This window comes from Histophilus somni (assembly GCF_014202395.1).
GTDB lineage: Bacteria > Pseudomonadota > Gammaproteobacteria > Enterobacterales > Pasteurellaceae > Histophilus > Histophilus somni.
In genome coordinates, this window is record NZ_JACHGQ010000010.1 from 67,486 (window position 1) to 82,045 (window position 14,560).

Below are 14,560 nucleotides of genomic sequence, written 5' to 3' on the forward strand. Positions count from 1 at the left end.
GTTAATAATGTGGCGGAGGTGTTTCTTCCGCTTGAGTTGCAATATTAGAAGATTGTAAATCCTTTAATTTGCTTGCCATATAGCGTAATTGTAACTGCATTTTGTCTAAAACAAATTGTTGATCAATTAATGCCTGATTTAATTCTTCTAAGGTGTTTTCTTGAAAGGCAATTTTCATTTCTAATTCTGCAATACGTTGATCTAATTCTTGAGTTTGTAGCATAAATAGTCTCTAATTAAAAAATAATGATTGTGCATTTGAACAAGACAATTTAATCTATTCAACATTTCATATTTTTATTATAAAGGATCAAGAAAAATGTTAAAAATTAAAAAACGTTCTGCAATAGCGTTAATAGCAAGTGCGGTCATTTCTCAATCTGTTTTTGCTGATAAGCAGTTCAATGATGATGTTTCTTATGCTTTGGGCTATTTTATGGGAAAATATTTAACGGTGATGGGTGAAGAACACAAAGATGTTGCCAGTTACAATTATGAGAAAATTGTCGCTGGCATTAAAGATGTTGTAGAAAATAAAAGCACTTTAACTGATGAAAAAGCACAAGAAACGTTGCAAGAGTTAGAAAACAAAGCACGTCATGCAAAAATGGCTAAAATCAAAGCTGAAAATGAGAAATTTACAGCAGAATTTGCTAAAAAATCGAATGTGAAAAAAACGGAAAGCGGTTTACTTTATCGTATTGAAAAAATGGGAGAAGGTAAGAGCATTAAACCGACAGATCGTGTTAAAGTACATTACACGGGCAAATTAGCCAATGGCAAAGTATTCGATAGTTCCAGAGAGCGTGGACAACCTGCTGAATTTAAATTAAATCAAGTGATTTTAGGTTGGACAGAGGGTTTACAATTCATTAAAAAAGGCGGAAAAATTGAGTTGGTTATTCCTGCCGACTTAGCTTATGGCGAAAGAGGTGCAGGCCTAATTCCACCGAGTTCAACGCTATATTTTGATATTGAAATCTTAGATGTAACTTCTGAAAAATAAAGTAAAACTCACCGCACTTACATTAAAAATAGCCTAAAGTGCGGTGAGAAAAATAAGGGAAATTAAGCATGTTATCGGATAGACGCCCTTTTACAAATGAAGATCATACTATTCTCAATTCTTATATCGCTGTGGTTGAGGGGATTAGTGCATTAATTGGTGAGCACTGTGAAATTGTTTTACACTCTTTGGAAGACCTTGAGCATTCGGCTATTTGTATTGCCAATGGACATAATACCAATCGCCAAGTGGGGTCGCCGATTACAAATTTTGCATTAACGTCTTTGCACAATATGCAAACCGAGAGTGTGTCTAAACCTTATTTTACTCGATCTAAAAGTAAGGGATTGATGAAATCGGTGACGATTGCAATTCGTAACGGTAATCAACGCATTATAGGCTTACTTTGCATTAATATTAATTTGGATATTCCCATGTCTCAATTTATTCAGGCATTGATGCCCGCACCTGAACAAGTGGAAATGTCAGCAGTTAATTTCGCCAGTTCAGTAGAGGAGCTTGTTGTTCAAACTATAGAACAAACTATCGAAGAAATTACAGCGGATCGTCTTGTTGCAAATCATAACAAAAATCGTCAAATTGTCCTGTCCTTATATGAAAAAGGTATTTTTGATATTAAAGATGCGATTAATTTAGTAGCGGAACGCTTAAATATCTCTCGACATACCGTTTATCTCTATATCCGTCAACTCAAACAAGAGCAAGGAATAGAATAATGCGTTATGTTTTAGCGGTTAAACAGCCTGTTTATGGTACACAAGGGGCATATCTTGCTTATCAATTTGCACAAACCTTATTGGCGAAAGGTCATCAAATTGAACAAATCTTTTTTTTTCAACAAGGGGTAACTTTAGGTAATGCTTTTGTCAATCCGGCAAATGACGAATTTCATTTACAAAAAGCGTGGCAACAGTTAAGTCAAACATATTCTGTTCCATTGCATCTTTGTATTTCAGCAGCACAACGGCGAGGTATCGTTGAACCGCTGAGTTCAAATAACCAGCAACAAAATAATTTAGCAGAAGGTTTTATTTTGGCAGGATTAGGAGAGTTTAATAAGGCAGTTTTGCAAGCAGATAGGTTGATAACAATATGATAAAACTGGCTTTTATCTTTCGCCAAGCACCACATGGTAGCAGTATTAGCCGAGAAGGTTTAGATGCACTGTTGGCGGCAACGGCATTTTGTAATGAAGATGAAATTGCGGTCTTCTTCTTAGAAGATGGTGTTTTTAATTTACTTAATCAGCAGAAACCTGAAATTATTTTGCAAAAAGATTTCATCCGTACTTTTAAATTATTGGATCTATATGAAATTGAGCAACGTTATATTTGCCGGCAATCTTGTGAAAAATACCAGTTAACTTGCCAAGATTTTATTATTTCCTGTCAAAAAATTGACCGCACTTTGTTGCTACAAAAACTAAATCAGGCAGAGAAAATTTTAACTTTTTAGGGATAAATAATATGCTCTATACCTTTTCTCAATCAAGCTACGACATAAATGAATTAACCGGTTATTTAGACCAAGTCACACCACAAGATGTATTAGTTTTATGGCAAGATGCTGTTTTATTACCCTTAAAGCACCCTCAAATTTTTGCTTGCCTTAATATACCTATTATGTTTTTACAACCTGATGTTGAGGCGAGAAATTTAAGTGAAAAAATATTTGTACAGTTACCGCAAATGAAAATAATCTCTTTAGATGAACTAGTTGAACTTACCGTAACATTTACTCCTCAGCTTGCTTTATAAAGTGAATAATGAAGTTCATTATTACGGATTAATTTAAGATCATTTATTTATTTATTTTTTTTGCTAGAAATTTTAAATATCAATCACTTTTATACCAAAATCTTTCAATATATCATAACAATCTAAATATGCTTTTTCAGTTAATTTAGGCTTTAAAGCATAGATATGGTCAATATTTTCTTTGGTTACTATATTTAATACCGCACTACTAAAAAAAGTATATATTTTAATATTATTTTCAACAGATTGTTCTGCATAAAATTCTTCAAAAATAAGCGGTGTTTTAATATATGAAATATTATCGATATGATAATCCTCTCGAGGGTGAGGAAAATAAAAATCAATTTTAAATTTTTCAATAACTTCTTTGATTAATTGAATATTTTTATCTTCATCATTAAATATAGGTTGACCTAACAGTATTGAGATGCTTTTATCTTGTGCCGTATATTTCTTTTCTAGATTAAACAAAGGCATATATTCTATATTATCTATAATATTATTTTTACAACGATAAATTGAATAATGTAGCTTAGATATATTCTTTACTTTGTTGGAATTGTAGTGATTGGGTAATAGAATATCAGTAATTCTTTTTTTTAAAGAATGATCATATTCTTGATAGAGATGACTATTTGGGGCGATGTTTGCAGTACCATCATCAAAAGTATACAACTCTTTGAAAAAGATATTACTTAAAATAATATGGATATATCTTTTTTCGATATTTGCCAAAAAAACACGATCAAAAGTTTTGTTTTTAAGTTTTAATAAAGAAAGTAAATTTTTATATCTTTCAAGTTTAAATCTTGCAATTTTTATACAAAAAAACTTATGACATAAATGCTTTAATTTATTTTCATAAAAATCAAATTTATCGTTATAAAATGATTCTAACATAACCCCATAAAATTTTTGCTCAGGATAACGTTCGATAATTTTTTCGGCGATGATTACCTGTAATGGAGTACAGCATATAATTAAATTCATATTATCTTCTCGGAACATCTTATTTTAGTGCGGTGTTTTTTTGTGAGGAAATGCAAGTACATTAACTGCAAACATACCAATAGTATTGATATCGTTCGTTCTGAGAAATAAACAACAATCTTTTAAATCTATGAATGATTTATAGGCATCAAAAAAACGAAAACTATGTTGAGTAATAGATTGAGATTGATTGGTCTTGGATTTTTGTTTAGACATTAACAACCTTTCATAATGAATTTGCAAGGTTGTTTTTAGCCAATATACTAGGCTTGTAGGCTTGTAGGCTTGTAGGCTTGTAGGCTTGTAGGCTTGTAGGCTTGTAGGCTTGTAGGCTTGTAGGCTTGTAGGCTTGTAGGCTTGTAGGCTCATTTTTATTTCTGCTATGTTTATAGATGGCATTATTTTACGCTAAATTTATTAGTAATGAAATGATGTAATAGATTTTTGCTTTTATCTCGAAATTTCACCTATACATTATGGCATCGTTATTCAGTATTTAACTGACTATTTTTTATCATGCATTGCTCTCAGGCAAATACCGCACCAACAAACAAAAAAGCAGTGATTCTGATCTTCACCTAGAAGTTGGATTAAAAAAACAACTGACCAAGGAACAGATTATCACTGCTTTTTTTGATAGTTTGACCTCAGCTTACCACGCCCAGCCGATACCGACACCACCACCGAAATCGCCGGTTGAGGTGCTGTTGCCGTGTAGTTTCAACATAATTTTACCGTTGTCACTCACACGAGAGTAGCCCAAAGCCACCGCACTTTGCCCTCTATAGGTACCCGCAGAGACTGCAAGTGCTGATTTACCCGGCATCGCAATCGTTGGCAATGCAGCCGCCGCATTTGCACCGGCAATTCCTGATTGCAAGCGTTTGTTGTTGGCACTGATCACATTATCCAAGCGGTTGACAGCGGCACTGAGTTGACCATCCACATATTTCTTATTCACCACCGCACTTCCACTGGTTGTTGGTTTAATATCCGGTACGGTAATAATACCGTTTTCACCATCAATCTTAATTTCACCGTTTGCTCCGGTTACGGTTAAGCCGTTTTTATTAAGAACAGCTTTTGGCATTGGATTTTGCTGATTTTGTGCTACGTTGTCAGCAAAGGTAAGGCTTTCAGCGGTTATTGTGGCTTTATTGTTTTTACCTTTATCTTCCAACATGATATTGTCCGCACCATAAGTTGCCGATTTGTCTTTGTTGCTACCATTTTTGTTGACAACAGTTAAGCCCTCGCTATTTAACGTCGATTTTTTACCGCCCTCCTCTTTGGTTTCGAAGGCTTTCATATTTTTCAAGGTATCCGACAGTTTTATTTCTAAGCCGTCTTTGGCTGTATTGGTTTCTACCTTAATGTTACCAGCGGCACTACTAAATGAACTTGTAGTTTGACCGTTTTGAGTTTCCTCTTCCCCTTTAATAGTTAAGGTATCGCTGATTTTTCTGACCACATCATCGCCCTGATTTCCTTTAAATCTCAACCCAGCTTGTGCAACCGCTTTTAAATCAGCGAGATTAGCCGCTTTGTGCAGGTCTTGTTCTGTCATTTTTTGCCCTTGCTGGCTACTTATGCCGTTGGAAACCAGTTTTTTCACTAGATCAAGGGATTTACCTTGTTTTTCAGATTCAGACTTACCTTTCATACTATCATTATCAATTCCCAAGGCGGATTTTAGATTTTTGATGGCAACAGGGTCATGAGCCTTACCTCCATTTTGAGGTTTACCGCCTAAAGTGATTGATTTTTTATGTTCATCATCATATTTCACCGTCACTTTATCCAGTTTATCCACATAGTTTTTATTCACCGCACTCGTGCCGTCAGAATTTGCTTCTAAATCTTTCAGACCAGTGATTTTTCCTGTGCCAATGCTAGATTTACCATCACTTGTTTTCTTGGCTGAGAACTCTATTGAAGGTCCGTTATTAGGATCAAGTGAATCTAAACTTTTTGGATCCGCTGGTTTTGCACCTGCTTTAATAGTGATTGATGCTGTATCGGCAAATGGATTTGCTCCGCCTGTGTTATTCGCCCCTTGTGGCGTGAGTGAAATACCCTCTTTATCAATTTTCACTTTAGAACCTGTTGTTCCAACTTGGAAAGTCGCCCCATCAGTTGGATCTAACGTCAGTTTAGTGACTTCTCCATTTCCGCCCGCACTTCCATCTTTAGGTTTAGAGGAAATCGAGGTGATGTTTTTCAATTCCTCAGTCGTGCCAATGGTTACCACTGCCGTTGTTGGGGTAGTGGTAGTTGGTGTACTTGTTGGCGTTGTCGTAGCCATGCCTGCACCATTTGAACCACCTGACGAAGCCATACTATTTGAACCACCGCCGTTTGAACCTGCACCACCTGATGAACTGCTTGGAGCTGCTGATGATGCTGGTGCTGGAGCAGCTGGTGTTGGAGCCGGTGCGGAAGCAACCGCACTAGCTGAACTCATACCTGCACTTGCTTGTGTTGTACTATCATTTCCATCTTTTACAGTTACTTGGATATTCTGTCCGTTCGTAAACTTCAAAGTGTCGCCACGACCGATTTCGATAGGCTTACCACTACCATTTTCAACCTTGAACTTAAATTTATTTAACGCTTGTTCAAGGTATCCTTTGGTAATGAGGTCATTTTCACCAACTGTACTTCCGCTTGCACCACTTCCGCTACCTGTGCCATTCTCATACATTTGTTTTTGAGAAAGCGTAACCTTTTCAAACATTGGTGCATTTTTAAACCCGATTTCGATTTTGGCGTTTCCACTCTCGTTGGTATATCGAGTGATTAAATTATCACCTTTAAACTCAGCAATATTTGGTTGTGATGAAGTCCCCGCCGGAGTTGGTGTAGCAGACGAACCAGCCTGATTCATATCTAAACGCACAATGCTAAGGGTCGAACCAAGATAGTGCGGTGTGTTTTGAGTGCCATTTGTTCCCGCACTTGGCATATCGCCTTTGAATGTCAAGCCCTTGTTAATAGCCGTAATGCTTTCATTAATAGCTTCTCTAAAAGTGTATTTTGCTTGTGCTTGTTCTTTTGGCGTTCTCGTATATTGAACAGCAGTAAACGTGGATTTTTTGAAACCATCTTCACTATCATGTTTCTCTGCTCCAAGTACATCAAAACCTAATTTACCAAAAACGCTAATCACTTCCGCAAGCTGTCCGCCGTTGATGGCATCGGTTGAGCCTGTTTCGACTTTACCTGCGGCAACGTTGGTGATAATCCGCTCGCTACCCTTATCCCCTACACTGACTACGGTTTTGTCTTTTGTCATACCAGAAGACGTTCCTGCACCTGTCCAAGTGATTTTTACTTGACCTTGTCCAGTAGTTTGTGTAATGCCTGTTGGTGCAATCTGCTTCTCTTTCGCCTTAGAGTTTTTACCCAACGCAATGGAATCGCCTGCATTTTCTTCAACTGTCGCACCCTCACCAACGGCGACCGCACCTGCGGCGTTTTCTGCAACATTCGCACCGTGACCAACTACCACCGCACTTGCGGATTTAGAATTTGCATGTTTACCGATAATTACAGATTTTGTTGCATTTGTTATTGACAGTGGGCTATTGCTATTATCTTCTCCATTGCCGATTACAATTAAATCTGTATTGTTATTTCCTACATTAAGATTACTTCCTAAGGCAAGAACATTATTACCGGAACCATTTATTGTTATTTTGTTTCCTAATGCGGTTGACCATTTAGAATTTGTGATTTTGGTTTCTCCTGCTACTCCCAGTGCTATTGAAGAATCGGCACCGGTTAATATCTTCGTCCCATAACCCAATACCAACGTTTGTTCAGATTTAGACTCAGCCTTATTACCAATTACAACAGAATATTTTGCATCATGGGCTTTTGCTCCATTACCAATTACAACTAGGCTATCATTTTTATTGCCATTACTGCCGTTAGAAGACGAGGTTACATTAATATTCGACCCCAAGGCGACAATATCATTTCCGCCTGAAACGTTGTTTTTATTACCGATGGAGATTGCCCATTCGGCGTTTTGTAAACTACCTTTATCATTATCTTTAGTCGCTGAAATCGCAATGGAGTTTTTAGCACCTGCACCCACTACCGTGCCGTGTCCTATCGCTACGCCATATTCCGATTTCACCTCCGCACCGCTACCCAATGCGACCGCACTTGTAGCGTTGGACTCTGTTTTAGTGTTTACACCGATAGCAATTGATTTATCGCCTTTAGCTCCATCGTTGTTGTAGTTGTCTCCATTTGAAGTTCCATTTCCTTTCACCGACAAATAATGCAATTGTGAAGCGGTTAATTGTTTGACAGTAACAGCATCGCCATCACTCTTTCCATCTGCCAAGCCAGTAATTTTGACTTTGTCACCATCTGCTTTGGTAAAAGTTAATTCACTTCCACCGACTTTTAATACCGCTGAATTTCCACCACTTGTACCGCTTGCACCATTTGCAAACGTTAAAACATTATCAGTATCTTTCCCGATAGAGGTAATGCCTTTCAAATCCTTATTCAAAGCGATTTCCAAAATGCCTGTATCTTTCGCTGTGGTAAAGATATTTTGATGGGTATCTACACCGTTTTGCCCCGCACTTGAAGCTGAACTTGAACCCGCACTTGTTGTTGGTTTTGAAGCAGGACCTGTCGCTCCCTTAATCGTCAAGGTTGAGCCGAGTTTGAGATCTTTTGGTCCTCCGCTATCTCCATCAAATTTAAGCCCTTTATTAATTGCTGTAATAGTTTCATTAATAGCTTCTCTAAAAGTGGATTTAGTTCCATTGGTATTTCCGTGATAATCAACTTTGGCAAATGTTGATTGTTTAAAGCCGTCTTTGTCAGCATCGGCTTTTTCAGCTCCCAATACATTTATCCCTAAATTAGCAAAGACATCAATTACACTCTTAAGTTGTCCGCCGTTAATCGCATCGGTTGAACCAACGGCAACATTACCAGCGGCAACATGCGTAATAATGCGTTCAGCGTTTGTATTACCAACACTAATGACTTCTTTCATATCAGTAGGATCTGTAGTTTTAGAAGCCCCTGCTGTTGTCCAGCTAAATTTGACTTCATCTTTTCCTGCATTCGGTATAATTCCACTAGGTGCGGTCTTTTTCGTCTCTAGTTTTGAATTTTTACCCAACGCAAAGGAATTATCGCCGTTGTTAGTAGTGCCGACATTGATAATATCGACTTTATTTTTCGTGCTATCCGTCAAAGAAAACACAATTTCTTTACTATTGCCAGTACCATTTTTCGCTTCGCTGGTTAAATACGTTCCATCACCCTTAATCGTGATTTTATCGCCGAGTGAGGCTTTAACGTCACCGCCAGTATTCCCTGCAAAGGTCAAGCCTTTAGTCACAATCGCTTTAGCGACTTCGGACAGGTCTTTCACATTGACGGCGTTGTTGCCGATACTTGTACCGCTATTGCCACCGCTAGTCGCACCATCAGGGTTTCCTGAGAGGACTTTTTCAATAATGCCAGCATTTCCGTTTCCAGTACTGGTACCATTTAACCCTAAACCACTCGCTAAGTTAGTGAGTTTTTTGCTATTTAAATCTAAACCGCTGTCACTAAAGGTATAGCTTGCTTTATTGGTACCCACTTTAATGGTGGCACCTGCATTGTCTACGACAATGCTTGAACCGTCTTTCGTGCTTTCTAAGGTAGCTTTACCGTCCTCAAGTTTTAATGCTGCTTTGTCGTTTCCTTTACTAATTTCAGACACGCCACTGAATTTACCATCGGCTAGGGTAACCTCTGAACTACCTGCCTTGAAAGTAATTTTGTTATCACTTCCATTACTTCCACCCAAAGCAATTTTCGCCTTCTCGCCATTGGCAATAGACGCAATACCTTTTAAGTTTTTAGACAATTTAATTTCTAGGGTATCTGCTTTGCCATTTGTACCGTTTTTCTTCGCCACGATAATATTATCAGGTGCGGTTGTAATTTGAGTTGTTGCAGTTGTTCCTGATGCTGAAGTTGCTGTTTCTCCAACTATTTTCAACGTCTCGCCCAGTTTTCTAGTAACATCTTGACTGTCATTTCCTTGGAACTTCAAGCCTTTTTCCACAAGGGCTTTCGCCACTTCGGATAAGTCTTTTACATTGATGGCATTGTTGGAAATTTTGTTGCCGTTGTTATTACCTTTATCAGGATCGCCAGCAAGAACATTGGCAATAACTGTACTATTATTTCCGGCATTTCCACCAGTACCGCTAGCATCTGTCAATCCTAAACCGCTCGCAAGTGCGGTGATTTTTTTATTACCAACATGGAATCCTTTTGGATCAAAGGTGTAGCTCGCACCATTTGAAAGAATGACAACATTGGTATTCGCATTATTGCCTTTACTATTTTCATTAAACTTAATTTCAGTTTTTACTTTTGTGCCACCATTACCGCCATTCACCTCCTTACCGGCAATCGAAGCAATCTCTTTTAATGCCTCATTGACATTAAACTTAACAACACCGTTACTTTCCACTACAGCGGTTGTGTTTGTACCATCTTTAAAATTCAAACCATCGCTTAATTTGACGGTATAATCACCCGAACCATTCGCCTTGTATTTAATGACTTGGTCGGTAATTTTTCCCTCTATACTGGTTTTTACTGCTGTAATAGCTTTCTCGTTTTTATCCGCTTTAGTAGCCGTATCATCAATTTTTTTCGTGATTTTCTCATCTAGCCCAATTTTGATCGTATCTTCACCCTCAACAGAGGTTTTAATTTGATCAGTAGTGCCTTTCACTTTCAATGTACCCGTTTTTAATGACAAGGTTTTTTCAGCGTTACTGTCTGTGTCAAATTTCAAGTCTGAGCTGAAATTTTTAAATTTATCATCAACATATTTTTTAGTGGTTAAAGTCATTTCAGGACTTTTATCAGTAACATTTTCAGTTACTGTTACTTTTTCAAAACGTGGATCTTTTTTAATTCCAATTCGGAATACTCCTTGCTTCTTACCGTAATTAGTCTTTATGTTGTCACTGACAAAATCACCATTATCAATAACACCGGATTGTATTGTTATTTTTTCTCCCAAATATCTTGTACCTTCAGTAGTTGTTCCATCACTAAAAATAAAACCACTATTAATTTTTGTGATGTTAGCGTCAATAGCCTCTTTAAATGTTTTTTCTACTGCTGTATTAGTACCACTACTACTTGTTTTCAATTGGTTAAATGTTGATTTCGTAAATCCACCTGAATTTACTGTCGCACCCAATACATTTGTTGCTAAATTCTTTAATTGTCCAAAATTGGCTGCATCGGTGTCGTCTGTTCCGTTTGCTAAACCGGTGATTTTTTTGCTGTTTAAAGTCAAGCCATTGTTTGTAAAATCAATTTTCGCACCGCCAGTTTTACCAGTAATTGAGGAAATGCCTGTTAAAGCCTCTTTAAGTGAAATTTTTACTTCGGTACCAGTAGTGGCATTTGTAGAGATATTTCCTTCTCCTTTAATATCCAGTTTGTTAGTTGCTTTAAAGCTTCCAGTATTGCCAGTTACGGTAAAACTCGTGACAACTTTGCTGAATTTGTCATCGACGTATTTTTTGTTGACGGCGTGATTCTTATCTGTAGGATCTTTAGTAATTTTTACAGTATTAAATTCAGGATCGTCTTTTAAGCCGATGGTGAATGTTGCTTTACTGTTGCTTGATGTATTATCAAGTTTTACCTTTAAGTTTGCTCCCTTATGAGTTTGTGCAATATCTCCCGCCTTTATCTCCAATGTAGATCCTAAATAGTATTTACTAGTTCCTGCGTTAGTATTTGTTCCATCACTAAACTTATATCCTTTGTTAATAGCATTAATCGTATCTGTTAAAGCTTCTTTAAAATTTTTTCTAACGCCCGCAGTATGTGGTGGTGTGTCTATATATTCTACCCCTGTAAAACTAGGGCTATCAAATTTTAGTCCATCAGCGTTTACAGATACCCCCAAAATATCGCCTATATTTTTAAGCTGATTCCCCGTAATCGCTTGATCGGAGTTTAGTTCAATTTTGCCGTCTTTTAAATTGCCGAATTGGATTTTGTTACCAAGATCTTTTGTTCCTATTTTTTCATCGAAGCCTTTTGCTCCGACTAATACGTTGGCTTCAGGAATTGCCGGAGAATTTGCTAACGGTTCGCCGGTTTGGGTGTTGACTTTGTAGAATTTACCGTCACCAGCTGATTTTACCAGCTTCACTTTCTTGCCGCCTTCTTCGGTGTAGTAAACAACAAGTCCTTCTTTTTTAACATAATATAATGCTCTTAGTTGTCCTACAGTGGCGGCATCACTATCCAACGCGCCCGGTGCGACATTCACTATTCTACGCAATCCAACATGATTTTTATTTCCTTTAGATGAACCGGGACCGCCCTTTGCATCTTTTGTCGTATCCCAACCCCCAACGGAAATAACCCCTGCCGATGTATCCGTTTCAATTCTATAACTGGAACCTTCCGGTACATATCCCTCTAAACTAGAGGCATTTGTTCCAGTTAAACTGGCTGTTGCTTTATCTGTATCATCTTTATAAAAGTAATTCGTTGTTGATCTATATCCTAAAGCGACTGAATTTTCGGATGATGAGCTTGAATTATTCCCCAATGCGACTGAGTTTTTAGCATTTTCATTAATCTTAGAATCATTTCCCAGTGCCATAGATGATTCTGAAAAAGCAGATGAACCATATCCTATGGCAATTGAATTATCTTTCTTAACCCCAACTCCGGAGCCTATCCCAATTGAACCAGCTCCTAATATTGTTGTACCGGTTCCGATAGCAACCGAGTTTTCTTTATGTACGTTTGTTCCAATACCTATGGCTATTGTATTGGTTGCATATTGTCCAACATTATTTAATGCCCCTAAGACGACCGAATTAGCACCCCTGACATAAGAGGCACTACCTATGGCTATGGTATTATCTCCATTATTTGAAATGTGATAACCCAAGGATATTGCATGATCTCCTTGTTTTTTCGTTTTCTTTATATCTTCTGTAGTGGTGATTTCTATCTGAGATTCTTTTTCATAGTCAAATTTATTTGCCTGTTCAATTTTAGTTATTAAGTCGCTTATTTTATTCTGTCCATTAAAATGATTGGCAGGAAATCCATACTTAACAATTTCATTGTTATCTCCCACTTTAAGATCATTAATATCAGTAGTTACAGTTTTAAAATGAGGATCTTGATTTTCATTGACAGTACCAAGCTTGGTTTCTTGCATAATTTGAGTTCTGAATTTCTCAGCTGACATACTCGTTAATTCTGCATTCGACGATACATTAGGACCTATCGCTATTGAACCCCTTCCCACTGCTTTTGCTCCGGAACCAAAGGATAATGATCCTTCTGTGGTTGATTCAGCCGCATTTCCTATGGCATAAGAATTTTTCGCAAAAACCCTTGATGAGTCACCTATTGCTGTTGCTCCGTCAGCACCTAAACCGACAAACGCACGAACACCGACCGCCGTTGATCTATCGGCTAATGCAAATGATAATGTCCCCATAGCCAGTGAAGCATTTCCATATCCAACTGATCTTGACCCTATTGCGATTGCCCCCACTCCGGCTGCATAGGTTGGGGAATACATTCTATGGTCTTTTCCGTCATCTGTTCTAACATATTTTTTGGAAAAATCAGACCAATCTAATATATCGCTATACGTAACTTTATTAGATGCTCTACTTCCACTATATCCATAAATTTGTTTGATTGTCGTTTCAGGTAATCTATCTGCAAATCCGCCTTCACCGGCTTTAAGATTTGGTTCTCCATAGTTAACTTTGTTCCCATTTTCAAATATATCATCTCCTCCTATTGCGATAGATGCCCCACCAGCTGCCATAACGTCCGCACCTAAGGCTGTCCCTTGTGCTACTGCATAAACATTATTCCCTATTGCTGTTGCTTGTGCACCTTGAGCCTTACTTTCAGCTCCTAATGCAGTTCCATTGGTTCCTGCTACTATAGATTCGTATCCTACGGCTGTTGCTCCATCTCGAAGTGCTTGAGCTCCGTATCCTACAGCAACCAGTCCTTCTCCTGTTGCTTTAGTTTTATCTCCTGCTCCTATTACTACAACTTTTTCCAACTTGGTGACTTGTCCATTTACTTTATGTAGGTCTTTTTTCCCTAACACAATATTACCATTATTATTATTTTCTCCATATTCATTGCCCCAACCTGCTATACCTACAGTTCCTTTACTTTCATTAATAGCTAACCAAGCAGCATTTGATATAGTACTCACCCCAAAAAATCCCGCAATTACCAACACCAACGGTAAAACCTTAAACATTCGTAAAACCCCACCGCACTTTGGTTTCTCCGAACTGCTCGCCACTTGGCGATTGCTTGCCAACTCGGAAACGGCTTTACATTGACCTGTTGTAATATCGTATTTGGTTTTAAATATTTTGTTCATAGAATTACTCGCTTTAAAAATTATCTGTTAATTACTTATTAAGTGGTTATTGATCGAATCTGTTATTGGTTATTTATTTATTTATTATCTCTTACTGATTATTTATTAAACTTTAGAGAGAGGGGATAACCCTAAATAGGCAACACCTTGCTTTTTAAGGCAAAGCAGAAAAAGGCGAATGATATTTTCGCCGAGGGTTTTAAAAGGGGAAATTTGGGTATGACGAGAAGTTAAAAATTTTTTAAAATTTATTTTGCAAGGTTTATAAAAAGGCGTTAGCCTAGGCTGTAGGCTGTAGGCTGTAGGCTGTAGGCTGTAGGCTGTAGGCTGTAG

At 37.7% G+C, this 14,560-nt stretch carries 9 protein-coding genes; 5 read left to right on the plus strand and 4 right to left on the minus strand.

The annotated features are described in order from the left end of the window. Position 1: 1 nt before the first annotated feature. Positions 2–223: a SlyX family protein gene (locus HNR69_RS07570; protein ID WP_075293987.1), complete on the minus strand. Its 222-nt coding sequence runs from the start codon at positions 221–223 to the stop codon at positions 2–4. A 96-nt stretch (positions 224–319) separates the two neighbouring features. Between HNR69_RS07570 and HNR69_RS07575 the strand changes: the two genes are divergently transcribed. The 5 genes from HNR69_RS07575 to HNR69_RS07595 all read left to right on the plus strand — a co-directional run bounded on the left by HNR69_RS07575 (position 320) and on the right by HNR69_RS07595 (position 2,784). Then, positions 320–1,006: an FKBP-type peptidyl-prolyl cis-trans isomerase gene (locus tag HNR69_RS07575; RefSeq protein WP_075293986.1), complete on the plus strand. Its 687-nt coding sequence runs from the start codon at positions 320–322 to the stop codon at positions 1,004–1,006. A 68-nt stretch (positions 1,007–1,074) separates the two neighbouring features. After that, positions 1,075–1,743 carry a helix-turn-helix transcriptional regulator gene (locus tag HNR69_RS07580; protein ID WP_011609782.1) on the plus strand — a complete coding sequence of 223 codons (669 nt, stop codon included), beginning with the start codon at positions 1,075–1,077 and terminating at the stop codon, positions 1,741–1,743. After that, positions 1,743–2,123, plus strand: a complete 381-nt coding sequence (tusD, locus tag HNR69_RS07585; protein WP_011609781.1) for a sulfurtransferase complex subunit TusD — start codon at positions 1,743–1,745, stop codon at positions 2,121–2,123. The genes HNR69_RS07580 and tusD overlap by 1 nt, the downstream gene beginning before the upstream one ends. Beyond that, positions 2,123–2,482 (plus strand): sulfurtransferase complex subunit TusC, encoded by a 360-nt coding sequence (tusC, locus tag HNR69_RS07590; RefSeq protein ID WP_178384269.1) that lies wholly within the window; start codon positions 2,123–2,125, stop codon positions 2,480–2,482. Before tusD ends, tusC begins: the two co-directional genes overlap by 1 nt. A gap of 11 nt (positions 2,483–2,493) precedes the next feature. Continuing rightward, positions 2,494–2,784: a DsrH/TusB family sulfur relay protein gene (locus HNR69_RS07595; RefSeq protein WP_075293984.1), complete on the plus strand. Its 291-nt coding sequence runs from the start codon at positions 2,494–2,496 to the stop codon at positions 2,782–2,784. Positions 2,785–2,856: 72 nt separating this feature from the next. Here the strand turns inward: HNR69_RS07595 and HNR69_RS07600 are convergent, their stop codons facing one another. The 3 genes from HNR69_RS07600 to HNR69_RS07610 all read right to left on the minus strand — a co-directional run bounded on the left by HNR69_RS07600 (position 2,857) and on the right by HNR69_RS07610 (position 14,227). Beyond that, complete coding sequence (locus HNR69_RS07600; protein WP_075293983.1) at positions 2,857–3,774, minus strand: glycosyltransferase family 52; 918 nt, start codon at positions 3,772–3,774, stop codon at positions 2,857–2,859. A gap of 24 nt (positions 3,775–3,798) precedes the next feature. After that, positions 3,799–4,143 (minus strand): hypothetical protein, encoded by a 345-nt coding sequence (locus tag HNR69_RS07605; RefSeq protein WP_183405663.1) that lies wholly within the window; start codon positions 4,141–4,143, stop codon positions 3,799–3,801. A gap of 283 nt (positions 4,144–4,426) precedes the next feature. Next, positions 4,427–14,227: a YadA-like family protein gene (locus HNR69_RS07610; protein ID WP_147590749.1), complete on the minus strand. Its 9,801-nt coding sequence runs from the start codon at positions 14,225–14,227 to the stop codon at positions 4,427–4,429. Positions 14,228–14,560 lie beyond the last annotated feature (333 nt).

Excerpts from the sequence above, each read along its gene's own strand:
- HNR69_RS07570 (WP_075293987.1), bottom strand. The coding sequence starts at position 223 with ATGCTACAAACTCAAGAATTAGATCAACGTATTGCAGAATTAGAAATG.
- HNR69_RS07605 (WP_183405663.1), bottom strand. The coding sequence starts at position 4,143 with ATGAGCCTACAAGCCTACAAGCCTACAAGCCTACAAGCCTACAAGCCT.
- HNR69_RS07580 (WP_011609782.1), top strand. The coding sequence starts at position 1,075 with ATGTTATCGGATAGACGCCCTTTTACAAATGAAGATCATACTATTCTC.
- HNR69_RS07595 (WP_075293984.1), top strand. The coding sequence starts at position 2,494 with ATGCTCTATACCTTTTCTCAATCAAGCTACGACATAAATGAATTAACC.
- tusD (WP_011609781.1), top strand. The coding sequence starts at position 1,743 with ATGCGTTATGTTTTAGCGGTTAAACAGCCTGTTTATGGTACACAAGGG.
- HNR69_RS07575 (WP_075293986.1), top strand. The coding sequence starts at position 320 with ATGTTAAAAATTAAAAAACGTTCTGCAATAGCGTTAATAGCAAGTGCG.
- HNR69_RS07610 (WP_147590749.1), bottom strand. The coding sequence starts at position 14,227 with ATGAACAAAATATTTAAAACCAAATACGATATTACAACAGGTCAATGT.
- HNR69_RS07600 (WP_075293983.1), bottom strand. The coding sequence starts at position 3,774 with ATGAATTTAATTATATGCTGTACTCCATTACAGGTAATCATCGCCGAA.